The sequence below is a fragment of the Arthrobacter sp. MSA 4-2 genome, assembly GCF_016405885.1.
Classification (GTDB): domain Bacteria; phylum Actinomycetota; class Actinomycetes; order Actinomycetales; family Micrococcaceae; genus Arthrobacter_D.
Map to the genome: position 1 here is coordinate 1 of NZ_JAEKGC010000017.1, position 26,087 is coordinate 26,087.

Sequence of the window (26,087 nt, forward strand, 5' to 3'; positions counted from 1 at the left end):
CCCAGCATCCCCGTCGACGGTAGTCTCCTGAGCGCCAGTGGTCTCATCGCCCTGGCCATCGCCGTCCTGGTTCCCCTCATTGGGGCGATCCTTGGCGGCAAAGCCGGCATGCATTTCCACCGCAAAGTTGACCAGGCCGGCATCGACCACCAGGCCGGGCTGACCTCCTAACCCGAAACACCAGGCCTGGCCAGGCGCGCAGTTCAGCATCGCGCGCCTGGTCAGGCCGTCTTCCATCACCCCACCAGATTGTTGAGGCAAGGCACCATGCCAAACGAGGTCCCCACAGATGCACACGACAGCTCCACACCCCGCGCCGGACAGGATCCAGCTGACCAGGACATTTTTGATGAACCTTCCGAAGGGGATTCCGGGCAGGCAGAAAACTTTCTTGAGAAACTCTCCGAAGCTCCCGCCCTTGAAGTGGACGAAGACAGCCTGGTGAAACCGGAAAACAGCTGAGCCCTAGGGTTATCTTGGCAGCACGGTTGGGGAGGCTAGGTCTGCAAGAGGAGGTGAGCAGGTGCTCGTCGGGATGTTCTGGCTGTGAGCGGCTCCGGTCTCTGGTCGTATCGTTTTACGCTATCGAACTTCTGAATGAGGACCCATACCGGCATCGACGCCGATGGGGCTCTTTCACCTCCAAAGCCCGGGCGACAGGGTCGGTGGAGGAGAGCAGCGTTTCGGCGGCAGTGGCACTGAAGATGGGCACTGCCGCGCCTGATATCAACGAAGGAATCAGCCAACTATTTATACCCGCAAACCTGCCCGTGGCGCATGGACAAATAAGTTCCGGCGGTGGTGCACGAATTGATCTACGCTGGTATTGCTGCCCCAGACCCCGACAGTGCTTACGACCGGAAACTCCGGCCGGATTCCAGGCAAGGGGTCAGCACATGCAACCTGGCAGCGAAGCATCCGGTGCAGTCCGATCCGATGTTCCAGCAGTCCCTTCCCACGGTATGCCACCACGGCAACCGGCCATCACCCTTAGGGATAAGGACAAAGCCGTGCGCAGGGTTCAACTGCTGCCTCAGAACAGTGTGGTCGCATCCTATGCCGCGCTCTTGAAGGAGGTGCGGCGGGACGGTCTCCTGGTGAGATGCAGGCGTTTCTACCTCACCGTAATCCTGATCCTGATGCTGGCTGCAGGCGCCGCGGCGGCGGGATTTCTGCTGCTCGGCGATACCTGGTTCCAACTGATCGTCGCCGGCGTCCTGGGTATCATCCTCACCCAATTCGCGTTTTTGGGACACGAGGCCTCCCATCGGCAGATCTTCGAGTCACGGGCGGTCAACGAGAGGGTGGGCCGCTTCCTTGCCGCCGGGGTGGTGGGGATCAGCTACGCGTGGTGGATCGACAAGCACACGCGCCACCACAATGATCCGAACACTGTGGGGAAGGACCCGGACATCGCCATGGGCACCTTGGCGTTCAGGGAGGAAGACGCAGCCCCGCGAACAGGCTTTCAGGCCTGGTTCACCCGGCGTCAGGGATACCTGTTCTTCCCCCTGCTGATCCTTGAAGGCCTCAACCTCCACGTGCAGTCCATCCGGACCCTCACCCGGCGTGCAAAGGTCGAGGGCCGGTGGCTGGAACTGGCGCTCATTGGTTCACGGTTCGGAGCCTACCTCGGCATATTGTTCTGGTTCCTGCCGGCCGGAATGGCTCTAGCGTTCCTGGGTGTTCAGCTCGCCGTCTTCGGGATCTACATGGGGGCTTCATTCGCCCCGAACCACAAGGGAATGCCGATGCTTCCCGACGGCAGCACCGCCGATTTCTTCGAGCGCCAGGTGCTGACTTCACGCAATGTGCATGGAGGTTCCTTCGTCAACACCGCGTTCGGTGGCCTGAACTTCCAGATCGAGCATCACCTGTTCCCCGACATGCCCCGCCCCCACCTGCGCAGGGCCGCGGTGATCGTCCGCGAACACTGCCAACGCCTCGGCATCACCTACACCGAGGTCGGCGTTCTGCGTTCCTATGCCGCGGTGATCACCCATCTCAACCGGGTCGGCCTCGCCGCCCGGGATCCTTTCGACTGCCCCCTTGCGCACCTCTACCGCCGCCGCTGACCGGGGCGCCATGCTACCTGGAAGCGGAAAGGGGGTCCAGAACGCGCCGCCTGTGCCACACGCAGGCACCGCATCAACGGATCTGACCGCGCCCGTGAGGCGCCGCGGCGTTGGAGCGTTACGGTCGCGGCGCCTCCGGAACGTAGGGCCCACGCCTGAACGCGGGATGACTTCAAAAGAGTCATCCCGCGTGCCGAGCGCAGCCATACGGACTCGAAGCTGAGAGAGGGGACCCGTGGGATGAAGAGCAGGCTCAGGTCATTCACCGCTCTCCGTGCGGTGCTTTCTCAGATCTGGTTGGTGCCTCCGTCGACGTAGATGTTCGAGCCGACGACGTAGCTGCTCTGTTCCGAGGCCAGGAATGACACGACGGCGGCGGCCTCCTCCGGCTGACCCATGCGGCCCTTCGGGACCGTTGCGGCGACGTGCTCCTTCATGGCCCGGGCGGTTTCTTCATCGCCGAAAGCTGCGGTACCCCCCGGAGTCTCGATCCACGCCGGCGACACCACGTTGACCCGGATGCCGCGGTCCTTGAGTTCGGTGGACCACGTCCGTGCGAAGGACCGGACGGCAGCCTTCGACGCCGAGTACGCACCGAACGCTTCCATGCCGCGGTCGGCGGCGGTCGATCCGACCAGAATGATCGAGGCATGGTCGTTCAGGAGCGGCAACGCCTTCTGGACGGTGAAAAGCATGCCTCGAACATTGACCGCGAAGGTCGAATCGAAGTGTTCCTCGGTGGTCTGCTCCAGTGACATGAACGAACCGATCGCCGCGTTCGCCACCAGCACGTCCAGGCCCTTTCCGCGCGCCCGGACCGCTTCGTAGAGCCGGTCCAAATCCTCAGGATTCGCGACGTCGCCGACAACCGCGCTGGCCCGGTCCGACCCAATGGCCTTTACGGCGGCTTCCAGTTCGGCCTCGCGGCGGCCGGTTATGAAAACGAACGAACCCTCGTCTGCCAGTCTCACGGCGGTAGCCAGACCAATGCCGCTGCTTCCTCCGGTGATCACCGCTGTCTTGCCGTCAAGCTGTTCCATGTATGTGTCCTTTATTGAGGCTCGTGTCGGATTGAACATGATCAATACTTCAGGAGCGTAGGGTACGATTCAACATAAATCGTCCGCATTTGTTTACACGTCGTCCGAAGGGGGCGTCATGCTTGGGTTTGGAGATCCAGTAGCCGATGCGATCGGTCTCTTGCGGCCCCGTACAGTCCTCGAGCCCAGCCTGCGGGCCGCGGGAGACTGGGCCCTGCGCTTTGACACTTTTCCCCATGTGAAGGTGGGTGGCGTCGTACGTGGCAGGTGCTGGTTGACCCTCGACGGACACGAACCGGTGCTCCTCGAGGAAGGCGACACCTACCTTCTAGGCAACCCGCCACCCTACGTCATGGCGAGCTCGCCGGAGGCACGTCCGCGCCCTGCGAAGCCGCTATGGGAGGGCCCCACTGCCGGCATCGTTAGCATCGGCCCTGACATCGAACAACATACATACCTTTGCGGCGGTCATCTCGCGTTCGATGACAGGAATGTATCCGTCCTGACGGATTTCCTGCCGCCGCTTGTGATCGTCCGCGCGGCCGATCCTCGCGGAAGGCACCTGGCGTATCTGATCGAAATGTTGGCCAGCGAGGTCGAGGCCTCGGCCCCCGGTGGATCGCTGGCGATGAATCACCTGGCCCAGATCCTGCTCGTGCACATGTTGCGCGCTCATGCCAGTCAGTCGGACCGGCCCACAGGCTGGCTGCGCGCCTTGGACGAGGACGGTGTCGGTGCAGCCCTTCGCGCCATGCATGCAGACGTGGCACATCCCTGGACGCTCACCGAGCTGGCTCAGATCAGCCATATGTCACGATCCGTATTCGCTCAGGCCTTCAAGAACCAGGTCGGGGTTCCGCCGTTGGAGTACTTGATCAAATGGCGCATAAGTCTAGCGCGTGACGCCCTCGCCCATGACAGCTCGTCCATCTCAGAACTCGCTCAAGCCACCGGGTACTTGTCGGAAAGCGCGTTCAGCACCGCCTTCCGCCGCGTGGTTGGATCATCACCCGCCCAATTTCGGCACCAGGCACGGCAGACGCTGCGCTCGACAGCGAGCGGAGGCTAAGGAGGGTATCCACGAGGAGCTATCCCAAGACCAAGGCGGTCTCAACCGGTTGGATCAGGATCCAACCATTCGCTGTGAACTTCGCCGAAGCACCACTAGCGGTATTCAGGATTTTTGTTCGAACCGGAGTGATCACGTTTCCTCCACTCCTGCTGCGAATCAAGCGGCAGCGGATTCGGTGTGGTTCTGGCTGTGGGGAACTGAAGGCGTCAGGGTATTCAGTCCTCCGGGTTGACTGATCCGCGGTTTCCTCGCCCACTTGCACGCGGGCTTTTTTTGAGTTCGGTCCGTCGTGATGACAGGCTCGACCAGTGACGGCTGAACAGGACGTGTTGGATGCAGCACTGAAGCGGGTTCAGTTCCTGCGCGGACGCGACCCTCGGTCGCTCACCGAGCTCCTCCACCCTGCGTTTGGGTGGATTTCCTATACGGGGGAACATTTCGACCGGGACTAGTACGTCCGCTCGATTACCGGAGGCTACCCGGATTGGCACGGGTAGGAGCTGCGCGACCCGGAAATCATTGTCCTAGCCGAAACCGCAATTCTTCGATGCCTTGTGGTTGACGACGTCTCGACAGGCCAGGGTCGCAGGCAGTACCGCACGCCCATGACCCAGGTGTGGGTGGACCGGGGTGGGGCATGGCTGCTGCTGGCCGGCCATGCGGGCCCGTTGTTGGAATCCGCTGAAGAGGCATAACCCTTCTGGGCCGGACAATGCGAGGTGATCAGGCGTGAGCGACGATGAGCCAACCGCGACCGGGTGCGTAGGGAAGATCGCGGATCTCAATCCGGGAGAATCCTGCTTTTGACAGTGACTGGCGAAGCGCCTCCTGTGTGCGGAAGCGCAAGGTGGACGTGGAATCGATGCGCTCACCATCGGCCAGAAAGATAGTCGGGGAATCGAAGGTCACGAACTCCCCGTCGACCTTGGTCACCTGTACCCAGTCCTCCACAGGCCCTTCGCCCTCCACCTCGACCACCCGCTGGGTGAGTTCCTTGGTCCACTGCTCCCAGCCTCGATCCGAGGGCACGCGGGTCTCGAACGCCAGGTGTCCATCAGGCCGCAGACACATGTGGATTGCCCGCAGGTTGGCGAGCCATTCCTCGTCTTCTAGGAAGACTTGAGCGACATTGGCGGTCATCGTGGCGAGGTCGTATTGATGCTGGTGGGCGGGTTCAGCGGCCACGTCGACCGCGGTTCCGACCACCCACGTTACTCGGTCTGCTCCGGGCTTTGTCTGGGCCACTGCGACGGATGCTCCAGCAGGGTCAGCACCGACCACTCGTATGCCACGCTCTGCCAAAAGAGAGCAGAAGGTCCCCGTTCCGCAACCAACGTCCAGGACCGTAGCGGCGCCGAATTCATCGGCGAGGTTCACATAGGTCTCCAGATCCCTGCGGTCAGGATCAAGAGGGTCATAAACGCGGGCGACACGGGGATGATCGAAAACAGCGTCAGGCATCACCCCAACGTACTTCATCAGGTGAAGCCAGGCCGCTGCGTCATTGACCCCAGCACGTCACCCAGCCTCTCGCCAGGACGCCGAGCCCTCCGTAGAGGGACAACGGGTTTTCACGCCTGCGGCAGAGGATGTGGTGGACGGATTAGTTGGGCAGATGATCCCGACCTTGCGCGAGGCCGTGTGCTCTTCGCCGTAGCGCTGCATAGGGTCCGCAGGTCGTTGCTAAACGCCCGCGAAGAGACCGGCACTGTAGATGATCTGAAAGCAGGTCGAGACAAGTTTCCGAGGCGGGACAGGTCCCGCGGTTCCGGGGAGCGGGCATCCTGGTCCGGACGTTGGTTCCTGTCTTGAGAAGCGTTTGTTTTGGGGAGGCAGCGGGCCCATGGTGGCTGCGATGGCGGTCCCCGCTGAGAACTCTCCGGATTCTGTTGGCCGAAGTAGCGCTGGATTCTGCGGTCCGGGTGCCTGTTTTGGTGGCTGTTTTGGAGTCTTGCTGAGGGGCTGGGTGCCGCCTTTCTGTCTCGAAGCCCGGTTTGGGCGTTCTTACTACTTCAGGGGGAGCGGCGGGGTAGCTGCATGACTTGGGTGAGGATTCTTTGACCTGGTTATCCTCCTAGCCGGGCAGCTCTGCCGAAGCATCAACCCCGCATTGGGTGGACTGCCGCCGCGGTCATAGCCGTGCGAGGCTGCCGGCGATGTGGTCCAGGGCGCCGGGGGTGAGGGAGAAGTAGGCCCAGATGCCGCGCTTTTCGCGTTGGAGCAGGCCCGCGTCGAGAAGGACCTTCAGGTGGTGGGAAACGGTGGGCTGGGTCAGGTTCAGCGGGTCGGTCAGGTCGCAGACGCAGACCGTCCCGGTCGGTGCTGTCTTGATGATAGAGAGCAGGCGGAGCCGGTTCGGGTCGGCCAGTGCCTTGAAGACCACTGCCTGCTCCTTCGCCTGGGCGGCATCCAGGGCAGGGGGCCCCGCCGGGTTGCACGCTGCGTCGCCGGGGGCCGGAGCGAGGGCGGGCTGAGGGTTCATGCACCCATTATGGCGTATCGACGCACATCAATGTCGGTCGCTGGCTGCGGCCCTGCGGTAGGGGTCAGTTTCTGGCCAGTTGCCCCTCCTGGGGAAGTACGGCGTCGTCCGCTTTGTCGGAGGCGGAAGGAAAAAGGGCCAGGACCAGGACCAGGCCTGCCGCGGCACCGATCAGCTGCGCGGCGATAAAACCCGGGACCGAGCCCGGGGCGATGCCGGCGAAGGTGTCGGTGAAGATCCGTCCAATTGTCACGGCGGGGTTAGCGAAGGACGTCGAGGAGGTGAACCAGTAGGCGGCCCCGATGTAGGCTCCGACCGCCGGGGCGGCCAGGACTCCGCGCTTGGTGGCGGTCAGAGAAAGGATCAGCAGAATTAGCCCGGCGGTGGCAACGACCTCACCCAGCAGGTGCCCGCCGGTGGCCCGGTGGGTGGTCGATAGGGAGGTTCCCACGTCGAACATGGCGTTCGCGGTGATGCTGCCGCCGATGGCGCCCAGCGTCTGGACGAGGACGTAGATGCCCAGCTCGGTGAGGGACAGTCCGGCACCACTGCGCCGCTTGAGAATCCAATCGACCAGGGACACCACCGGGTTGAAGTGCGCACCGCTGACCGGGCCAAAGATCAGGATCAGCACGGTAAGGCCCAGCACGGTGGCGGTGCTGTTCTGGAGCAGCTGCAGCCCGACGTCGTTGGGGGAGAGCTGCCGGGCGGCAATCCCGGATCCGACCACGGTCATCACGAGAAGGCTGGTGCCGAGGAATTCGGCCAGGGCGCGGCGCCGCAACGGAGGCAAAGGTGAGGTCATGGCACCAGCTTGACGGATCCGAGTCACTCAGTCAAAGTTGAGTCAATGAACACTGAACCAGCAGGGGAACTCCGCCGGAGGGCGGCCAGGCACGCCGCGCTGGCCGATCCGGCACGCCTGCGCATCGTCGACCTGCTCACCCTGGGGGACTTGTCCCCGACGGAGCTGCAGGCCGAGTTGGTGATGCCCTCGAACCTGCTGGCTCATCACCTGCGGACCTTGGAGGAGGCGGGCCTGGTGACGAGGCGCCGTTCAGAGGCCGACCGGCGCCGCAGCTATATCCGGCTTGCGTCCGGTGCCCTGGAGGGCCTGGTTCCCGGAGCCGGGCACGCAGCGCGGCGGGTGTTGTTTGTCTGCACCCGCAACAGCGCCCGGTCCCAGCTGGCGGCCGCCCTCTGGCAGCAGGTGAGCGACATTCCGTCGGCCTCGGCCGGAACTCACCCGGCAGAGCGCATCGCCGAGGGGGCCCTCGAGGCCGCCCGCCGGCACGGGCTCGACCTTGCGGAGCGGTCCCCGCAGGGCCTGGACCAGGTGGTCGGAGATAAAGATTTCATCGTGACCGTGTGCGACAACGCCCACGAGGAGCTTCCCGCCCTGCGGGGGATCCATTGGTCCGTGCCCGATCCGCTGCGGGCCAATACCGAGGAGGCCTTCGAAGACGCCTTCGCCGACATCTCCCGCCGGGTCCGTGACCTCGCCCCCCGCCTGCACGCCGCCTGATCGTCACCGGGTCACCACGCACCACGGGCGACCCGGGTCGGCGCAGAATCGGCCAAGTGCAGATATTGACAATCATCGATTTAGCGTCCGATACTCCGTATATCGACATCCATCAATGCGTGCCGGTTCGTGCGGAGAGCGGATGTACCAGCACCACCGATCCACTCCAATCCCACACCACCCTCAGGAGACCCAGTGAGTACCGATACCATCCAGAAGCCCTCCGTCCTCTTCGTCTGCGTCCATAACGCCGGGCGATCCCAGATGGCTGCGGCCTTCCTCAGCAGCCTGTCCCAGGGCGCCATCGAGGTCCGCTCCGCCGGCTCCCAGCCGGCCGAGAAGATCAACCCCGCGGCGGTGGAGGCGATGGCCGAGGTGGGCATCGATATGTCCGCGGAGGTCCCCAAGGTCCTGACCACCGAGGCCGTGAAGGACTCGGACGTGGTGATCACCATGGGGTGCGGTGATGAATGCCCGTTCTTCCCGGGCAAGCGCTACGAGGACTGGGTGCTGGAGGATCCCGCCGGCAAGGGCGTGGAGTCCGTGCGCCCGATCCGGGACGAGATCAGGGGACGCATCGAGGAACTGATCGCCTCGCTGGCACCCGCCGCGAAGTAACGCCCGATTCCGACCCGAGCACTAGGAGACTCCACCGTGAGTGAGACCGTGAACACTGAGCAGCTGATCATCATCGGCTCGGGCCCCGCCGGGTACACCGCGGCCATCTACGCTGCCCGGGCCGGGCTGGCACCGCTGGTTCTGGCCGGGTCGGTCACCGCCGGCGGCGCCCTGATGAACACCACCGAGGTGGAGAACTTCCCCGGCTTCCCCGACGGAATTCAGGGCCCGGAGCTGATGGGCGGGCTCCAGGAGCAGGCCGAACGGTTCGGCGCGAAGGTCCTCTTCGAGGACGTCACCGAGGTGGCACTGGCCGGTCACCTCAAGCGTGTGGTCACCGGCGGCGGCGAGACTTACCAGGCCCCGGCGGTCATCCTGGCCACCGGTTCGGCGTACAAGGAACTGGGCCTGCCGGAGGAGAAAAAGTTCAGCGGCCACGGGGTCTCCTGGTGCGCCACCTGCGACGGGTTCTTCTTCCGCGACCAGGACATCATCGTGGTCGGCGGCGGGGACTCCGCCATGGAGGAAGCCACTTTCCTGACCCGCTTCGCCCGCTCCGTGACAGTCGTGGTCCGCAAGGACGAGCTGCGCGCCTCGCGCATCATGGCCCAGCGGGCCAAGGACAATCCGAAGATCAGCTTCGCCTGGAACTCCGCCGTCACCGCCATCCACGGGCAGGACAAGGTCACCGGGGTGACCCTGACCGACACCCGCACCGGTGACACCCGGGAACAGGCCGCCACCGGCCTGTTCGTGGCCATCGGGCACCTGCCGCGCACCGGACTGGTCGCCGGACAGGTCGAGCTGGACGCCGAAGGCTACATCAGGGTCGATGCCCCCACCACCGTCACCAATCTGAACGGCGTATTCGCCTGCGGGGACGCGGTGGATCACCGCTACCGCCAGGCCATCACCGCCGCCGGGACCGGCTGCGCCGCGGCCCTGGACTCCGAACGCTACCTCGCGGCACTCGATGACGCGGACAGCATCGCCACCGCCCTAGTGGAAGAACCCACCCACGCCTAAACCCTGTACGACCGCCGAAATCCGCCGCTTGAGGAGACCGAGGACCCCATGGAATCAACACTTGACCTTCCCGTTGCGGTGATCGGGGCCGGGCCGGTCGGCCTGGCTGCCGCGGCCCACCTGCTCGAGAACGGCCTGGAGCCGCTGATCTTCGAAGCCGGGGAGTCCGCCGGGGCCGCCATCGAGCAGTGGAGGCACATCCGGCTGTTCTCGCCCTGGCGGTACAACCTCGACCCGGCCGCTTCCCGCCTGCTGGAGGCCTCCGGCTGGCAGCCACCCCGGCCCGCGGCGGTGCCCTACGGCGGGGAACTGATTGATGATTACCTGACACCCCTGGCCGCCCTGCCTGCAATCAGGACCCGGCTGCACACCCGGGCACGGGCCACCGCGGTGACCCGGGCCGGGATGGATAAAACCTCTACCCGGAACAGGGCGACCACACCCTTCACCGTCCGCGTCGAACACCAGAACGGGGGAACGCGGGACCACACGGTCGCGGCGGTCATCGACGCTTCCGGCACCTGGTCAACCCGCAACCCGCTGGGCACCTCCGGGCTGCCCGCCCCCGGAGAGGACGCCGCGGCATACTGGATCTCGGCGCCGCTGCCCGATGTCACCGGCCGGGACCGCGCCTCATTCGCCGGCCGCCGGGTCCTGGTCGTCGGAGCCGGCCACTCCGCCGCAAACACCCTGATCAACCTCACGGACCTGTCCAAAAAGGACCCGGCCACCCGGATCCTGTGGGCCGTGCGCGGGGCCTCCGCCGAGAAGGTCTACGGCGGCGGGGATGCGGACGGGCTGCCCGCACGCGGCCAGCTCGGCTCCCGCCTCCGGCGCCTCGTGGAGGCCGGAAGGATCGAACTGCACACCGGCTTCGGCATCGACTCCCTCACGCCCACCGGATCCGGGGTAGGCATCAAAGCCCTCGACGGGCGCACCCTGGAGACGGACATCGTGGTGCCCTGCACCGGGTTCCGCCCGGACCTGGGTATGCTGCGTGAGCTCCGGCTCCACCTGGACCCGGCCGTGGAGGCCCCGGTGCAGCTGGGCCCGCTGATCGACCCCGAATTCCACTCCTGCGGCACCGTCCCTCCGCACGGGGCCCGGGTGCTGGCCCACCCCGAAAAGGACTTCTACCTCGTCGGCATGAAGTCCTACGGACGGGCCCCGACCTTCCTGCTGGCCACCGGGTACGAGCAGGTCCGCTCCGTGGCAGCCGCCCTCGCCGGAGACCAACAGGCCGCCGACACCGTCCACCTCGAACTGCCCGAAACGGGAGTCTGCTCCACCGACGCCGGCACCAGCAGCGACATCCCCGCCGCTGCCAGGCCGGCCGCGGAGCAGGCCGGATGCTGTACCGAACCGTCACCGGGCCTGATCGGATTCCCCACCGGGCTGGCCCACGGCCGCTCCGGCAGTAACTAACCCCCGAACCGACCCCATGCATTGGAGCGTCATGAGCGAGAACTACGAAAGCCTTCTGGGACTGCAGGACAACACCGTGCTCCTGCAGCGGATCAGCACCCGCCTCGCCGACAAATACACCGGGATCTTCGCCGCCGAAACCGTCGAACGCTACGTCTTCGAGTCGTACACCGCCCTGGCCCGCACCGCGAGAATCACCACCTTCCTGCCCGCCACCACCGAGCACTTCGCCAGCGACCGGCTCACCGCCTTGGCCATCTCCAAGGGAGCTCTCGCCTCCGAGGTACCCGAGGTGTTGTTCGTCTGCGTGCAGAACGCCGGACGCTCCCAAATGGCCGCCGCCCTGCTCGCCGTTGAGTCTAGGGGAAGAATCCACGTTCGCTCCGCCGGCTCCCTGCCCGCGGCCGATCTCGACTCGACGGTCGTGGCCGCCATGTCCGAAATGGGCCTGGACCTGTCTCGGAATTACCCCAAGCCCCTCACCGACGATGTCGTACGCGCCGCCGACGTGGTCATCACCATGGGCTGCGGGGACTCCTGCCCCATCTACCCCGGCAAACGCTACGAGGACTGGGACCTGCCCGACCCCGCCGGACAGAACCTTGAGACGGTCAGGGACATCCGCGACCGGATCCACGACCGGGTCAAGACCCTGGTCCACTCACTGTCTTAGCACGCATCGCACGGACGACTTCCTAAAGGGCAGCCAGACACTGCCCCAGCGGTGTGGTCAGTTATTCGCCCTGAGCCATTTGGTGGGTGTGGGAGGAACCGGCTCAATTGTGGGTTCCTCCGGTAGGTCATCACCGACTCCTCGTCGGCGGGTGTGAGTGGGCGCAGGATGAAACAGGCAGTTCTCAGGATCAGATCGGCGTCGGGCATGTCCTCGACCACAGCGGGTGCCCAGGCAGGAATCCTTCACCGCGGCGACACATCCTGCACGGCGACCTCGGATGCAAGCAGCACGGCTTCGCGCAGCCGGAAACCAACGCGGCCCTGACCCGATGGAGCGACTGCCTGGTCGCCACCAGGTTCGGGGAGGTCTCCACCCGTACTGTGTAAATGAAGCCGGTGCATCACTCATCCCGGGGCACCTTCTGTCACTGCAGTAACTACCAGCAAAGCCAACCGTCATGCAGAAAGTGAAATGGAATGACCATAAGCCAGCGCTCCCGATCAGGGTCCATCCCTGTCCATTTCGAAACACCCCGTCTTCGCGTCCGCCCGTTTGTTGCGGCGGACGCTGGGACCTTCACCGCCTATCGAGCCCATCCCGACGTTGAGCGGTACCAAAGCTGGAGTAATTACACCATCGAACAGGGCCGAGCCCTTATCGACTCGATGCAGGGCGCCCTACCGGGCGTGCCGGGGCAGTGGTATCAGTTCGCCCTCGAGGAGCGCGAGGGCGGCGCACTCATTGGCGACCTCGCATTGAAGGTGAATGACACCGAACCGAGTATGGCCGAATTAGGGTTCACCCTCGCGCCCGAGCATCAGGGGAACGGCTATGGCCTTGAGGCAGTTCGGGGATTGCTCGGCTACGCCTTCGGGACACTGCACCTCCGCCGCCTCACCGCGGTCACCGACGCCCTGAACTATTCCGCGGCCCTGCTTCTCGACCGGGTGGGAATGCGGAGGGAGGCGTATTTCCAAGAGAACATCTTCTTCAAAGGGGTGTGGGGAAGCGAGTGTGCTTTCGCGATACTGGACCGGGAATGGGCAGCTGGGTGCGGGGTCGAGCCGGATCCGCTGATGACCCGATCCGGGCTTGTGACACCTAGCGATCAGCGAGGCTAGGGCCCGGGCCCCAGAGGCTGACGCTGGTGTCCGCCTCATAGGCACGAGGGCTGTTGAACGTCAGCACCTCGATGACCTGTCCCCACGGAGTCTCGAAGAAAAAATTGGTCAGACCGGCGAGCTCATGTGGTCCGCCTGGACTCAGGGGGCGGACCACGACACCTTCCTGGCCGCGCAAGTACGCTGCTGCCGAGGTGGCTAGCGAGGCGCTTGTCGAGAAGCTGGGCATCTCCGGTGAACGGCCGAGCGACTAGGGGCACCCCGGTAGTCGATGTGGTGAACAACTTCCCCGTGTTCACGGTCCCGGGCTACCTTCACGGCAAGGTACTTCCGAGGCCCGAAGGCGAGTCGCCGGCAGCGGCTTAGTTTGCACGCGCCGCTTATCGTTCCTCCTTCGTTAGTACGGCGAAGACCGCACTCACGACGGCGCCATACACGATGTGCGCGGACAGATCGTCGCGAAGCGTCCGTGCGTCGTAGGCCCAGATCGGCTTGTACACCTTCGCCAACGGGAGCACGACGTAGCCGGACAGCCACACCACAGGAACAAACGCGACCCGCCTCACCCACGGGTGCAATGACGCCAAACTTGCCACCGCACCGTATTGCCCACCCCATCCCACACCTGTCGCCCAGTGCATGATGTTGGTCGTAGCCCGAGCCCACTCAGGTGGCGGTTCGTGCCCCGTGGAAAGTCGTAACGCTTTCCGCCCGAGCTGCCCCGGAGCCGAGGCGTTCTCCCAACTTGTGACGTCGCTGGCAAACTCCCAACGCCAGATCCCGGACTTGCCGCCGCTGCGGCGGTACCGCTGATAGAGCACCAAATCCATCGCCGCGGTGCCGAGTGCGCCCGCCAGCAAGCCGACACCCGCGTTTCTCACCAATCTCATGGTTCTGCCTCCCTTACCGCCTGCACCATGAAGGCCGGGTACCAGTCGGGGCAACTCTCGTCCGCATCGCCGCTCCGAGACTCAAGCATGCAGTATGAGACGGCCACCCGTCGCATCGCGGTCGCGAGGTAGCGACGGACGCGCACGACGTCGTGAGGTCGTCGAAGACGGACGTCGCCAAACAACTCCGACTTTATCCCCGCCGCCCCTCGAACACTAGCCAAAGTTCCAAGCCAGTGCATCGCGTAAGAAGTAACAGTCCTCTGCGGGACCGGTGCTGGCGGGTGAGCTGAAGAACGGGCAGTCGGCGTCATCGCCGCTCATAGGGGTCGTCAGATAGTTCACTTCTCACGCCATCCAGGGTCATGATCCCTCGCGCTGACCTCGGCAGATGTGTACCGAGGGACTGTTCGACGGGCTCGTTCGCTGGCGAGCAGATGCGGCAGTCCCCACATAGCCGTGCGGCAGCGGAGCGTCTACACTGTCGCCGGAAAACCGTCGGCTCAAAGTCTTCGCTGTTTCGGGGTTCAAGGGGCCATATGCGAGTGATACAGAGTAGTCGAATTATCCCGGACCCGTTGTTGAGAACGGTCTTGTCTGGATTCTCGCCGCTCCCCACAACGGCGTGCCCGCGCATCTGATCGCCTTGGACGAGGTGACCGGCGCCGTGCGCAGCACCACGATACAAAGCTGTCATGCAGCCCTGGGACACATTGCCGTCGCTCAGCGCCGCATCTTTACGTCCAGTGACTGTGGGGTGCTGACCTATGTCTCGCGCGAAATGCTGCCCGATCCCGGCTTTGAACTGGGGACGGGTGGATGGAAGGCCTACTCCACCGGAAGCCTGACCCCGGTGACCAGCCCGAAACACGAGGGTGCCAAGGCCCTGCGCGTGACGGCCACCTCCAGCAGTCCGGGGAGAACCGGCCTAGCCCACCATTCGGTCATCACGAACAGCAGACAGGGCAAGCCCTACACCGCCTCATGCTGGGTGTACGCAACAGGAACGAACCTGAACCTCACCATGCGATTGCTCGAATACCCTCAGGACTATTCCACCAGGGTCCAATTGACTTCCAAGACAATAACCAGCCTCCCGGCCAAGGTCTGGACGAAAATCAGCGTCACCGGGACGGCGGCGAAATCAGGGGAACGCATAATTCCCCAGGTCTACTCGACAAATCAAACGACGCTTACAGGAAATATCGTCTACGACAACTGCTCGGTAACCGGCGGCTAAGCGGAGCGAGGAAGTGTATGGAGCTACACTTCCGGTTCGGAGGTTCCAAGCAGAGGCTGGACAGTATTGACGGGTATTGTCCTTCTCTGCCTAGGAGGCATCGTTCTCATCGTCGGGGTTATCACCGCGATAGCCGATGGCCCCATTGGGGAACCGTTCAGTAAGTTCGGTGAAGGGCGCGGGGCTGCCCCTACGACGTGGTGGTTGGTCGTGCCGACGCTTCTTTTCATATCGGGTTTCTTTCTGGTGAAGAACGCCAGGCGGGGGAGATAGCAACCACTGCTTTCATGGTGCAGATCCAGCCTAGCCACGCCCCGTCGGAGAGCGTGGCTCCCTCAGCGCCCGAGCGGGCCAAGATTCGTCGTCATGGTCGAGCCGTGGGGAAAGTTGAATGCGCCTTCGACGCGCAGTACGACCCTCTCCGCTCTGGGTCCCCGCTGCCGGACTATTTGCCGGAGTCCCTGGGGTGTGGACAGCGTCCACACTTCGGGTCTCGGACTGGGCCGTACCGGTGCCGGACTGGGCCGGATTGCGGATGTTTGCGGGGGAGTGGCGGATTTCCGGGGCCTGGAGTCCGGATCGAGTCCCACTTCGGGCACATGTTTCCACTAGTCAGAGGCCCTTTTGCTCTCTGACTGTGGACAGCCGGCCCAATTCTGCGGTCCGGGTGCCGGTTCTGGTGGCTGTTTTGGAGTTTTCTGGGGGCTGGGTGCTGACTTTCTGTCGCGAAGCCCGGTTTGGGCTTTCTTACTACTTCATGGGGGAGCGGCCCTGTAGCTGCATGACTGCGGCTGCGGTTTAGGACCCGGTCATCCTCCTCGGGCAGTTCAGGCGAGGGAGCCACCGTAGGTTGGCGACTGATGAGCACCATCGCTACGAGCAGACCTAGGTTGGGGTGACCTCCCGTCTGCTCGCTGGCGGCTACACACGCACAGGATGCGGCGACGTGGGATCCGAGGGCGGCCCTCAGACCCTGTCATGTGGAGATAAGACCCTGCCTGCTCCGTCTGGTCAGAAGTCAAGGCAACCCGGGGCGGTCTCGCCTGTCGGTATCGCTAAGGTAGGTGCAGCAGTGGGGTGTTCAGTGGTGCAACGATGGGGGTCGAGATGGTGGCAACAGCCGAGGATAGTTTGAACCCGGTGATTCCGGATGCGTGGGAGCTCAGCGCGCAGGGAGCCGGTGCGCTGGCGGTCGCCATTGTCGTGGTGGCCCTCATCAGCATCGCGCGGTCCCGCCACCTGACCAGCACGGCGCAGGCCGTCTGGGTTTTGATTGTGCTCGCTTTCCCCATCCTCGGTCCGGCTTCCTGGTTCGTCGTTGGCCGGCGCAGCGCCGCACCGACTCCGAGCAACCTGCAGAGCATTGCGCCAACGACCGGGAACCGCGACGGCCGATAGGCGCACTGCGGGATCCTCGACGGGCGGTTCTCCGGGCGGACCGAACGCGACGTGGGGCAGTTCGGCTTCCGGCCCTGGGGGCAATCCCGCCTCATGGACCGGCGTTGAGGTTGTAGATCTTGTCCTTTTCGGCGGATGTGAGGTCGGAGCCCGCCAGGATGTCCCGGGAACCACCCCGCGGTCGACGATGATGTCGATATCGAGGATCGGTTTGGCCGACAGACCGGGTACGGCGGTGGAACCGACATGCTCGATGGGAGGGATGGGCACCCCGCGCCGGGCCGTGTGGAGTGCGGCGGCAACGCCCTGAAACAGGGGTGGCCAGTCGGGCGAGTAGGCTACGACCTTGACGCCCCCGCGGTGTCGATCCGTCACATGAACAGGGTAGGCGTATCCGTGGGATGCTCCCCGGCGCACCCGAATATTCCAGGGCCCGTAGTTCGGTGTCTTCTGCCCCTCATGAGTCCCTGTGTACCGGTGCTCGGTACGAGCCTTTTGATTCGTCGTGTCTTCAGCTAGCAACCCCATCCTTTACCTGAGGACGGTAGCGGAAGCCTTTCCGAGGAGCCCTGTGTCGTACAGGATGCGGTGGCCGTCGCCGAGCACACGACGCGTTCCTTCGTCCAAGGGGACGTCAGCCCAGCTCGAGGGAGCGATGCCCAGCTCGACGATCAGTCCCGAGGACAACCGGTATCTGCGTTCGCGGACCGGCCCCGATGCCTTGGATCGGATCAGACGCGCCCCCGGACGGAGTTGTTCGAACCAATGCGCGTCTTCAAGGGTTTCGGGGGTGTCACCCAACACCATCAGGTCGACATCGCTGGCCATTCGCTCAGCTCCTCGGGCGTAGGACCCCACGAGAGCAACCGCTCTTACTTGGGTTTCCTGCTCCGCCCAGGCAGCGACCTCCCTGATGATCTGCTGGGCAGCCCGCCGCCGAGCTTTCAGCCTTGGTGTCATGAGAGGGATGCTATCCGCCGCGGCAGCCCCGCTGGGGATCCCTCGCTGCGACACGAATCGAGTCAGACAGCGGCAACGGTCGCTTCCCGGCCAACGATCATAGCTAAGAGGTCATCCAGAGTTCCGTGGCACTTCTCCACCTCGGGTAGGTGGGAGAACGTGCTGGTGGTCTCAGGGTTGCTGAGGACTTCCTCCGGGGAATGCAGGATTGTCCTGCTGCCTTGAGTGATCGCGGTGCCAAGCTCAACATGGGTTCCCTTCCCGTACGGATGAAGGATAACGGGGGTACCAAGTAGCCTGCCGGTCAAAACAGGTACTCCCTTTGCTATAAGTGCGGGTAGGGGCAACCTAGGCTGAATTTACCGTCGGCAGACGGCGCTGAAATTGCGTTCCAAAACTCGACAGGCCACAATCGCTGGTCCGGGTGGATGACCCGTTCACACCACGAGTCTGGGGCCGCTAGCCCACAAACTTTTTCTCCCTACTGACAGAGGGCACTCCCACGCGACGCTGCTGTGAGTGCCTGCACCGCAGCACACCATTATGGCCGTAGCCAGGGCAAGGGAGCGACCATCTTCCCATTCACAGTTATCACAGGTGTTGACGGCGCCCGCCTAGGCCCTCCCGTTGGTCCTAATTGTTCCCCGCGCAAGCCTCAGGGCGCGGTCATGTCAGCGACGGGCGTCAACGTGGGGCGGGGAAGTTCCGATGGGTACATGGTTCTATCCACACTGTTCAGCAAGGGAAGTTGGCGCAACCGAGTGCGCTCTATCTTCCGGATGAGCCGGTTTGTCGCGGTGGGAGCTTTCGGGACCATGGTCAACCTGCTGGTTATGGCACTGCTTGTTCATGACGTGGTCAACCTCAACTATGTTGCCGCCGCGGTCATCGCAGCTCAGGTCTCCATCCTGCACAACTTCGTGCTCCACGAGCGGTTCGTGTTCGGCGATCTGCGGGACGGGGCCGGATCCAAGCCGGGCCGCCTGACTAAAACCCTGTTGTTCAATAACGCAGAGGCGCTGGTCCGGCTGCCGCTGCAGATCCTCCTCGTCGAGACCATGCGCGTCGGGGCACTGCTTTCCCAGGGGGCCACGCTGGGCATTGCATTCATCCTTCGGTTCCTGTTCGTGAGCCGGGTGGTCTACCGTCCCAGGGTGGTCAAGCCGGCCGCCCGTCACCGCGGACACCGCAATGGCAAGAAGGCGATTCACGCATGAGCGTGTTGATCTTCGTCCTGTTGCTCGGCACTGTCATGTTGTTCGCCGTTTGCGCAGGAACAATGTGGTGGATGCTCCACGCGTGGCTGACTCCCGAGAATTACGAGTCGACCAACTTCCCTGCCGGCGGTGTGCTTAATCGGCACTCCTTTTCGGTCATCATTCCCTGCCGCGACGAACCCTACGATGTCATGGCCGCTACCGTTCAGAGGTTGCTGGACCAGACCCACCGCAGAGTCGAAATAATCCTCTCCGTAGGCGACGACGATGTCGACACGGCCGACCGCGCTCGGATGCTCGCCGCTCTGTACCCTCAGCGCATCCGGGTTTCAGTCAATGGCGATCCAATCAAGAACAAGCCCCGTCAGCTCAACTCGGCGCTTCAGCTCTGCACGGGGGAGATCGTTGGGATCGTCGATGCTGAGTCCCTAACCGCTCCTGGACTGCTCGCTCGGATCGACGCCACGTTCCAGCTCACCGGTGCGGACGTCGTCCAGGGAGCGGTTCACCTGGTCAACTACCGGAGTCGTTGGTTCACGCTGCGCAATTGCCTGGAATACCGCATCTGGTTTCGGTCCCGCCTGCACGGGCACGCCAGTTCCGGGTTCATTCCGCTCGGTGGGAACACCGTCTTTGTGTGGCGTCATCTCCTGGAACAGGTCGGCGGTTGGGATAGCGACTGTCTGGCCGAGGACTGCGAGATCGGCGTGCGGCTCTCGGTTATGAAGAAGCACACCGTATGCGTCTACGACCCAGAACTCACGACGCTCGAGGAGGCGCCGACGACGGTTAGGGCATTCGTCAAGCAGCGGACACGGTGGAGTCTCGGCTTCATGCAGGTGCTCGCCAAGGGCGAGTGGAAGAAGCTTCCGACCTGGCAGCGCCGCCTGGGAGGTTGGTGGACACTGGTCCAGCAGTACGCCATGGCGCTGGCCGGGGTGCTCCTGCCCCTCGCTTTCGTCACTGCAGTCGCGTTCTCCCTTCCCGCCGGCGTCGTGATCATTACCTATGTGCCGCTCATCCCGCTGCTGCTGACCGTGGCTTTCGAGATACTGGCGCTGCGCGAGTTCGGACGTGACATGCACTTCAGGATCGGACTGCGGGACTACGTGCGCTTGGTCGTCTCGACGCCGTTCTATCAGGCTCTACTCCTTTACTCCGCCGTGGCCGCCGCGGTGAAGTTCAGGCGGCGGGACTTCAATTGGGACAAGACTCCCCACACGGGGGCGCACCTGAACATCTCATCCGCCAGCACCATTGACGCTCAGAAGCTGAAGAGGGCGGCGTGACCGTGGCGCAGAAGTCCACTTCCACCACCCCTGTATCGCTGGTGCGTCCGTCGGGCCGGTATCTCGCTGATCTGAAGCGCCTTGGCTACCTGCTGCTGCGGGTGATCCCGCTGACTCTGGTCCTCACGCTCACCGCGATCCTCTATGGCGTCAACCTGCACGGCTACCCGGAGTTCGGCAATGACGACGAGGGTACGTACTTTGCGCAGGCATGGTCAGTTGCCAACCGTGGAGACGTGGCGCACTACACCTACTGGTACGACCACCCGCCCGTGGGGTGGATGCAGATGGCCGTGCTGCTTCAGCCGCTCCAGTGGGTGTGGGGCGGTGATGGCATTCCCATCCAGACGGCGGGACGCGGCATGATGACTCTGATCGCGGTAGGTTCGGCTGCACTGATTTATAAGATCTCCTGCAACCTCGGTATGGCAAAGCCCGTGGCCCTCGTGGCTCCGCTGGTGTGGGCACTGTCCCCGTTAGCGGTCCACTACGGGCGACAGATCTTCCTAGACAACATCGCGCTGATCTGGCTGCTCGCCTGCTTCGCCCTGATCACTGGTAAGCCGAAGCTTCATCATCATGTGGCTGCGGGAGCTGCGTTTGGACTGGCGGTCCTGAGTAAGGAGACCGCGGCCGTGGCGTTGCCCGCGATACTGGTAGCCCTGTGGGTGTCCTCGTGGCCTCGGACCCGGGCTTTTTCGTTAGTGGGGTTCCTCGGAGCCGGGGCGCTGCTCATTAGCGGATGGGTGCTTTTCGCTATCGTCAAGAACGAGCTGTTTCCTGGGCCTGGTCACGTCTCGCTCTGGGACGCCATTGTTTGGCAGCTCCACGGCCGAGCCGGCGCAGGGTTCATATTCGCTGACGGCTCGGGAGCGAATAACATCCTCGAGGAGTGGCTGCGCCAAGATCCCTACCTAATTTGCGCGGGGATGCTGCTGAGTTTGGTGGGGCTCTTCTTCCGGCAGGCGCGTGGCATTGCGCTCGTCCCGGTGGTGTATTTGGTGGTGGCGCTGCGCGGTGGCTACATCCCAGCGATGTACATCATCACACCATTGCCGTTTTTCGCATTGATCATCGTCTACCTCACGTGGAAGCTCTGGCAGAACGCGAGCACTCGATTTCAAGGAGCGATCAAGTGGCCCGGCCGTGTGGTGGTCGCTGCCGTGGTTTCTGCGTCCGTATTCGTTGTCACTCCCTCTTGGGCGGCAATGTCCACCGCTGCTGTGACCGAGAATCGGAACGCTTCGTACCAGGCGGCCCTCGCTTTCGTGGACGCTAACCTTCCCCGAGACACCACGGTCCTCACCGACGACAACGTGTGGAACGACATGGTGGAGATGGGGTGGAATGCGGACGGCTGGTCCGGTCCGCTGTGGCACTTCAAGCTCGACCGGGATCCCGAGGCCCGTGAAAAAAACCTGCCCGGCGAGTGGCGGCAAATCGATTACATTTTTCTGGGGCGCGCCATGGATGTGTTCGTCGGAGGTGAGATCCTCAGCAAGAAGGAGGCTCCTCTCGCGTATGCCGCACTCTCACACAGCGAGCTCGTCAAAGCCTGGGGCCCTGTGGGCCGTCAGGTTCGCCTGCTGAAGGTGAATCCGGACATGGAGCCGGTCGACCCGGAGTGGATGCGTGCAAATCCCGACCAAGCACCCACCACCACTATCTCTCCGTAACCACGGCCCGGAAGGTTGGGCTTCAGTCGGTAGCGTGAGGACCCGGCTAATCGGCCCCGGGCCGGTGGCGTCGGTGGGAGGAGGACCAGGGTGTTCCGCTAGCCCTCCCGTTCATTGGACGCTTTAAGCACAAGTGAAGAGCGAAGCAGGCTGGGTACGCGGGTGCCCTCCGTTGTTCCGCGGCCTCGACGCGGTGCGCCGGGCAGGCAGGAGCACGGAACACGGTAGGGCGGGGCGCTAATTGAGTCTCGTCTGCGTTCGTTGGTGACAACCGATGCCCGCGATGCCGGACCGGATGGGAAGGTACGCCCGGTCCTATAAGTTCGCTTCGCCCTGCAAAGGAGCGCCGCCCCCTGACCATGCGAGGTGCGGCTGTCTGGCAAGGCCCTGGTGGGGAGAAGCGCGGGTGTGGACAGTGTCCACACGTCGAGTATCGGACTGGGCCTTACCGTTGCCGGTCTGGGCCGGATGCCGGATGTTCCGGCGGAGCCCATTTTTTCCAGGGCATGGACTGTTGTGGTGTCGGTGGAAAAACCTAGTAGTCGTAGCCAAAGTCTCTACGAGTGAAAATCTCATTCTCGAGTCTAATCCGCAGATATTCGGGATCATACTTGTATGCATCATAATGTATTCCATAAATCAAAATCGCCTCGGAGGCCGCAGGTCATCCGAAGGTTTCCCGCAGTTTTGCGGATATAGGTCCTCGATCCAGTTGGAACCGCCTTTCGCTGTTGTCGTAAGGCAGATCAGGTCAAATCCCGTAGGTCGCCCGGGATGGGATACCCCGTAGATGAGTCGGCCACGGCGGGGTGGTCACGGTCCGAACCCAGAGCAAAGGTGAGGACCGGAGGGATCTGTGCGAGCACCGCAGGATCATGGACAGGGGAGGATGGGAGCTGGCCGAGGTTCGTCGGCGTTGGTTGGTGACGTCTGATGACCGATGGCGGATCAGATGCAAAAGAGCGCTCGGTCTGAAAAGCTCGTTTCACCTGTAAAGAAGCGCTCGACCCTGTCACAAGGGGGCGCGGCTGTTTGGGGGGCTCCGGTGGAGAGAACTGGGATTGTGGACAGTGTCCATACTTTCCGGCTCGGACTGGGCCTTACCGGTGCCGGGTCGGGCCGGATCACTGATCTTTTCGGGGGAGTGGCGGATTTCCGGGGCCTGGAGTCCGGTTAGAGTCCCACTTCGGGCACATGTTTTCCCTAGTCAGGGGCCCTTCTGTTCTCTGTCGTGGACAAAATCGGCGCAATGTGTGCGGCGCGGGTGCCGGATCTGGTGGTTGGGTTGGTATTTCATGGGAGCGGGATGCCTCGGCCCCGTGGAATCCGGAGGCCGCCGCTTCGGCCCCGGCATATGGCAGTTACCCAGTCGGCTCCGTTTGAGTCAGGAGTCGAGCAAACGCGGGGCAGCCCCCTTAGGTGTATTGGAAAGCTTTAGGTTTTCGAGACGCTCCAGAACGGCTCGGCGGCCGCAGCCGCTTCGGTCAGGGTTCTGGCCGGGGCGCCCTTCACCCATCCGAACCGGCGGCATTCTGCTCGCCGTCCCTGCAGGCATCGGCGCACAACCCGTGCAACGGGAAACTCTTATCCCGCGCTAGGACGCAACAAACTCGCCGAGCGCGTCCAGTAGGCGGTCGACGTCGTTGTTGTTGTTGTACGGCGCCAGACCTATTCGCAGGGCCGCGCTGTCCTCAAGGTTCAGGCGGCGGAAGGCCTCGTACGCGTAGAAAGAGCCGGCCGGCGCCAGAATGTTCCGATCCGCGAGGAACCGGTAAGCGTTCGCGGAGGACCGGCCCGGGAACGTCACTAGCAGTGTCGGTGTCCGATCCTGCGCCTTGGAGTGCAGCGTGACGGCGTCGCCCAGATCGGCCAGCCCTGCCTCGATCCGCGAGCGCAACGCGAGCTCGTGCTCATCGACGACGTGGGCGGATGCGACAAGGCGCGCACGGCGTCCGGTCGCGTCACCGGGCGCGATCGCGGCGAGGAAATCCACGGCTGCCGTGGCGCCGGCCATGATCTCGTACGGGAGGGTGCCGAACTCGAACCGCTCAGGAACCTCGTTCGTGGACGGCAGCAGCTTGTCCGGCTGCAGCGACTCCAGCAGCTCCGGGTCGGCCGCGAGAACGCCGCAGTGAGGTCCGAGGAATTTGTAGGGCGAACAGGCGAAGAAGTCAGCTCCCAGCGCCTTCACGTCGACCGCCGCATGAGCGGTGTAGTGCACCCCGTCCACGTAGACCAGTGCGCCGACCGTGTGAGCGGCGTCGGCGATGCGACGCACCGCCGGTTTGGTGCCGAGCAGGTTCGAAGCGGCGGTGATCGCTACCAGCTTCGTGCGCTCGGTGATCGCGGCGGCGAGGGACGCTTCGTTGATCTCCGTGGTCTCCGGGTCGAAATCGATCCAGCGTACGGTGGCGCCGACCACCTCGGCTGCTTGCAGCCAGGGGCGGATATTGGCGTCATGGTCCAGGCGTGAGACCACGACCTCGTCACCTGGCTGCCAGGTCTTGGCGAGGTGGCGGGAGAAGTCATAGCCGAGTTGCGTGGCGCTTCGCCCGTAGACGACACCGCGAGGATGCGCCCCGAGCAGGTCGGCCATCGCCGCCCGGAATCCGCTGACCGCCGACTCGGCGTTGCTCTCCGAGACCACTCCGAAGCCGCGGTTGGACAGCGGCCCGGTGATGGCATCGGCTATCGCGGCTCCCACGACGGCGGGGGTCTGCGTTCCGCCGGGCCCGTCGAAATATGCGGTGCCGCTGAGCAGCGCGGGGAAGTGCGCGCGGAAGGACTCGACGTCGAAGGTCATGTCGTCACTTTCTCAGGTGAACGTCGAAACGGGAAACGGTGCGGGCAAGAGCCGTGATGGATCAGTTTGAGAGGTTTGCTCTGATGGCGATGAGTGCCAGGTCGAGCAGCGGAGTGGGTTGCTGCAGCGCCTTGGCCCGGAGCGCGTAGTCGCCGAGGATATGGTCAAGCTCCGATGGAAGTCCTGCCGCGAGGTCCCGGTACAGCGACGTGGTGAAGGAGGATCCCGGGTCGATCAGGAGCGCCACTGCCTGACGGTGCGCCGGATCCGACACGGGGTGTCCGGACTGGGTGGCGACGGCCTCGAGCTCCTCGATTGCCGCTCGTATCGCGCCTTCGCCGCCGGCGTCGAGTATGCGGCCGATGGGAGCATGAAACAGGCAGTTGACGACGCTGGCAGCGGCGATGAACGCCCATTTGTCCCATAGGGCGCCCACCACGTCATCGGTAACCGAGAAGTCGGTGCCCGGGACGTCGAGTGCGTCCCGGATGTCGTTCGGGACCGGGTTTTCTGTCAGGGAACCCACCATGAGTGAAGTCATGGGCGTCTTTTGGTGAACGACGTGCCCGTCGAGGGTCGCCACGATGCGGGCCAGACCGCCCAGTACCTGTCCCGGATACGCTGCTTGGAGTTGGTCGATGTGCGCCATGCCGTTGAGGATTGGAAGGATGCGTGTGTTCGCGTCAATGAACGGGTGAACGTCCGTCACCGCGGCGGAAAAGGCTGTCGCCTTGACCGCCATGAGCACGAGATCGAAGGCGGGCGCCGTGTCGGCGGCCGTGAGGACCTGCACCGGGTGGGTCCGGTCGGCATCGGGGGATACGAACCGTAAACCGTCACGGCGCAAGGCTTCTGCCTTGCGATCACGGACGAGATAGGTGACGTTCCGCCCTGCTTCCTGCAGCAGGGTTCCGAAGGCGCCTCCGGTGGCTCCTGCCCCTACAACGAGTATCCGCACAATGATTCCTTCCCTCAATAACGAACTACATGACGACCAACTCGCACCGCACGTTGACCCGCACGGTGAGCTACGTGGCTCCTCTGCTTGGCCCTCTTGCCCATTATCAGTGGCGGGTGGCAGGCGGATGAACGGGCCAGCCGTCTGTAGCCGCGGGTAACGTCACACCCTGACCGGCGGAACCTGGTGGCCTTGGTTGAGGCGGAAGATCGCGATTTTCTTGCCCATCGTGTACCCGCCCGCGGACGCGGGCACCAGTACGGGGGCGAGCCCCGGTCAAGGGGAAGGCAGCAGGAGCAGGACGGCCAGCTCGGTGAATATCAGGGGGTAGATCGGCCCGTACGGCCCACGGACACCCGTGACGAGCCCAATCAGACCGCCCGCCAGAACCCCTGCACCCGCGACCACCCGGGCGGGAGGAACGGCCTCGAGCGGGAGAAAGCTGACGATCAAGACGAGCAGCCCGATGAGAAGCACCGCGGGAATCAGCAGTCGAAGCCAGAACTCACGCACTTGGTTGGTAGACAACGTAGCTAGATACACAAGGAGCAGCAGAGATGGGGGAGTGGTCGTGTCTCACCGCGGTGTAACGAGAC

Annotated in this window: 24 protein-coding genes and 1 pseudogene; 15 read left to right on the forward strand and 10 right to left on the reverse strand. The window is 63.8% G+C overall.

What is annotated here, in order from left to right; genetic code table 11:
* Positions 1 to 267: 267 nt before the first annotated feature.
* Positions 268 to 462 (forward strand): hypothetical protein, encoded by a 195-nt coding sequence (locus tag I6N91_RS15840; protein ID WP_198814149.1) that lies wholly within the window; start codon positions 268 to 270, stop codon positions 460 to 462.
* A gap of 548 nt (positions 463 to 1,010) precedes the next feature.
* The gene (locus tag I6N91_RS15845) at positions 1,011 to 2,075 is read left to right on the forward strand and encodes an acyl-CoA desaturase (protein ID WP_307843395.1); all 1,065 of its coding nucleotides are present in this window, start codon (positions 1,011 to 1,013) and stop codon (positions 2,073 to 2,075) included.
* A 287-nt stretch (positions 2,076 to 2,362) separates the two neighbouring features.
* On the opposite strand, the gene I6N91_RS15850 is transcribed toward I6N91_RS15845, so the two are convergent.
* Positions 2,363 to 3,115, reverse strand: coding sequence for an SDR family NAD(P)-dependent oxidoreductase (locus I6N91_RS15850; RefSeq protein WP_198814153.1), 753 nt, complete (start codon positions 3,113 to 3,115; stop codon positions 2,363 to 2,365).
* A 118-nt stretch (positions 3,116 to 3,233) separates the two neighbouring features.
* On the opposite strand from I6N91_RS15850, the gene I6N91_RS15855 reads away from it, so the two are divergent.
* Together I6N91_RS15855 and I6N91_RS15860 are read left to right on the forward strand one after the other, a co-directional pair.
* Positions 3,234 to 4,184 carry an AraC family transcriptional regulator gene (locus I6N91_RS15855; RefSeq protein WP_198814155.1) on the forward strand — a complete coding sequence of 317 codons (951 nt, stop codon included), beginning with the start codon at positions 3,234 to 3,236 and terminating at the stop codon, positions 4,182 to 4,184.
* Positions 4,185 to 4,495: 311 nt separating this feature from the next.
* Complete coding sequence (locus tag I6N91_RS15860) at positions 4,496 to 4,639, forward strand: hypothetical protein (protein ID WP_198814157.1); 144 nt, start codon at positions 4,496 to 4,498, stop codon at positions 4,637 to 4,639.
* A 271-nt stretch (positions 4,640 to 4,910) separates the two neighbouring features.
* Here the strand turns inward: I6N91_RS15860 and I6N91_RS15865 are convergent, their stop codons facing one another.
* The 3 genes from I6N91_RS15865 to I6N91_RS15875 form a co-directional block, all read right to left on the reverse strand.
* Entirely contained in the window at positions 4,911 to 5,666 is a 756-nt protein-coding gene (locus tag I6N91_RS15865; RefSeq protein WP_233091947.1) for a bifunctional 2-polyprenyl-6-hydroxyphenol methylase/3-demethylubiquinol 3-O-methyltransferase UbiG, read from the reverse strand.
* A gap of 652 nt (positions 5,667 to 6,318) precedes the next feature.
* Positions 6,319 to 6,669: a helix-turn-helix transcriptional regulator gene (locus tag I6N91_RS15870; RefSeq protein ID WP_198814159.1), complete on the reverse strand. Its 351-nt coding sequence runs from the start codon at positions 6,667 to 6,669 to the stop codon at positions 6,319 to 6,321.
* Between the two features lie 64 nt (positions 6,670 to 6,733).
* Positions 6,734 to 7,474: an MIP/aquaporin family protein gene (locus tag I6N91_RS15875; protein ID WP_198814161.1), complete on the reverse strand. Its 741-nt coding sequence runs from the start codon at positions 7,472 to 7,474 to the stop codon at positions 6,734 to 6,736.
* A gap of 45 nt (positions 7,475 to 7,519) precedes the next feature.
* Between I6N91_RS15875 and I6N91_RS15880 the strand changes: the two genes are divergently transcribed.
* The 6 genes from I6N91_RS15880 to I6N91_RS15905 all read left to right on the forward strand — a co-directional run bounded on the left by I6N91_RS15880 (position 7,520) and on the right by I6N91_RS15905 (position 13,060).
* Entirely contained in the window at positions 7,520 to 8,194 is a 675-nt protein-coding gene (locus tag I6N91_RS15880) for a helix-turn-helix domain-containing protein (RefSeq protein ID WP_198814163.1), read from the forward strand.
* 195 nt (positions 8,195 to 8,389) lie between these two features.
* Positions 8,390 to 8,812 carry an arsenate reductase ArsC gene (locus I6N91_RS15885; RefSeq protein ID WP_198814165.1) on the forward strand — a complete coding sequence of 141 codons (423 nt, stop codon included), beginning with the start codon at positions 8,390 to 8,392 and terminating at the stop codon, positions 8,810 to 8,812.
* 48 nt (positions 8,813 to 8,860) lie between these two features.
* Complete coding sequence (gene trxB, locus I6N91_RS15890) at positions 8,861 to 9,838, forward strand: thioredoxin-disulfide reductase (RefSeq protein WP_198814214.1); 978 nt, start codon at positions 8,861 to 8,863, stop codon at positions 9,836 to 9,838.
* A 48-nt stretch (positions 9,839 to 9,886) separates the two neighbouring features.
* Entirely contained in the window at positions 9,887 to 11,263 is a 1,377-nt protein-coding gene (locus I6N91_RS15895; protein WP_198814167.1) for an FAD-dependent oxidoreductase, read from the forward strand.
* 31 nt (positions 11,264 to 11,294) lie between these two features.
* Positions 11,295 to 11,936 (forward strand): arsenate reductase ArsC, encoded by a 642-nt coding sequence (locus I6N91_RS15900; RefSeq protein WP_198814169.1) that lies wholly within the window; start codon positions 11,295 to 11,297, stop codon positions 11,934 to 11,936.
* A 479-nt stretch (positions 11,937 to 12,415) separates the two neighbouring features.
* Complete coding sequence (locus I6N91_RS15905) at positions 12,416 to 13,060, forward strand: GNAT family N-acetyltransferase (RefSeq protein WP_198814171.1); 645 nt, start codon at positions 12,416 to 12,418, stop codon at positions 13,058 to 13,060.
* 380 nt (positions 13,061 to 13,440) lie between these two features.
* Here the strand turns inward: I6N91_RS15905 and I6N91_RS15910 are convergent, their stop codons facing one another.
* Positions 13,441 to 13,950, reverse strand: a complete 510-nt coding sequence (locus I6N91_RS15910) for a hypothetical protein (protein ID WP_198814173.1) — start codon at positions 13,948 to 13,950, stop codon at positions 13,441 to 13,443.
* 625 nt (positions 13,951 to 14,575) lie between these two features.
* Between I6N91_RS15910 and I6N91_RS15915 the strand changes: the two genes are divergently transcribed.
* Positions 14,576 to 15,190 (forward strand): carbohydrate binding domain-containing protein, encoded by a 615-nt coding sequence (locus I6N91_RS15915; RefSeq protein ID WP_198814175.1) that lies wholly within the window; start codon positions 14,576 to 14,578, stop codon positions 15,188 to 15,190.
* A gap of 1,107 nt (positions 15,191 to 16,297) precedes the next feature.
* Positions 16,298 to 16,588, forward strand: coding sequence for a PLD nuclease N-terminal domain-containing protein (locus I6N91_RS15920; protein ID WP_233091948.1), 291 nt, complete (start codon positions 16,298 to 16,300; stop codon positions 16,586 to 16,588).
* Between the two features lie 192 nt (positions 16,589 to 16,780).
* On the opposite strand, the pseudogene I6N91_RS15925 reads toward I6N91_RS15920, so the two are convergent.
* Positions 16,781 to 17,116: pseudogene (locus I6N91_RS15925) on the reverse strand (GrpB family protein); the annotation flags it as partial.
* A gap of 3 nt (positions 17,117 to 17,119) precedes the next feature.
* On the reverse strand, positions 17,120 to 17,548 hold the full coding sequence (locus I6N91_RS15930; RefSeq protein WP_198814178.1) for a nucleotidyltransferase family protein: 429 nt from the start codon (positions 17,546 to 17,548) through the stop codon (positions 17,120 to 17,122).
* Positions 17,549 to 18,327: 779 nt separating this feature from the next.
* Here I6N91_RS15930 and I6N91_RS15935 point away from each other — a divergent pair.
* The 3 genes from I6N91_RS15935 to I6N91_RS15945 are packed head-to-tail and all read left to right on the forward strand — an operon-like array spanning position 18,328 to position 21,730.
* Entirely contained in the window at positions 18,328 to 18,765 is a 438-nt protein-coding gene (locus I6N91_RS15935) for a GtrA family protein (protein ID WP_269823109.1), read from the forward strand.
* Positions 18,762 to 20,054 carry a glycosyltransferase gene (locus tag I6N91_RS15940; RefSeq protein WP_198814182.1) on the forward strand — a complete coding sequence of 431 codons (1,293 nt, stop codon included), beginning with the start codon at positions 18,762 to 18,764 and terminating at the stop codon, positions 20,052 to 20,054. The genes I6N91_RS15935 and I6N91_RS15940 overlap by 4 nt, the downstream gene beginning before the upstream one ends.
* On the forward strand, positions 20,051 to 21,730 hold the full coding sequence (locus tag I6N91_RS15945; RefSeq protein WP_198814184.1) for a glycosyltransferase family 39 protein: 1,680 nt from the start codon (positions 20,051 to 20,053) through the stop codon (positions 21,728 to 21,730). The genes I6N91_RS15940 and I6N91_RS15945 overlap by 4 nt, the downstream gene beginning before the upstream one ends.
* A gap of 1,594 nt (positions 21,731 to 23,324) precedes the next feature.
* On the opposite strand, the gene I6N91_RS15950 is transcribed toward I6N91_RS15945, so the two are convergent.
* The 3 genes from I6N91_RS15950 to I6N91_RS15960 form a co-directional block, all read right to left on the reverse strand.
* Positions 23,325 to 24,533 carry a cysteine desulfurase-like protein gene (locus I6N91_RS15950; RefSeq protein ID WP_198814186.1) on the reverse strand — a complete coding sequence of 403 codons (1,209 nt, stop codon included), beginning with the start codon at positions 24,531 to 24,533 and terminating at the stop codon, positions 23,325 to 23,327.
* Between the two features lie 61 nt (positions 24,534 to 24,594).
* Positions 24,595 to 25,491 (reverse strand): ketopantoate reductase family protein, encoded by an 897-nt coding sequence (locus tag I6N91_RS15955; protein ID WP_198814188.1) that lies wholly within the window; start codon positions 25,489 to 25,491, stop codon positions 24,595 to 24,597.
* A 276-nt stretch (positions 25,492 to 25,767) separates the two neighbouring features.
* Positions 25,768 to 26,019 (reverse strand): hypothetical protein, encoded by a 252-nt coding sequence (locus tag I6N91_RS15960; protein ID WP_198814190.1) that lies wholly within the window; start codon positions 26,017 to 26,019, stop codon positions 25,768 to 25,770.
* Positions 26,020 to 26,087: the final 68 nt, after the last annotated feature.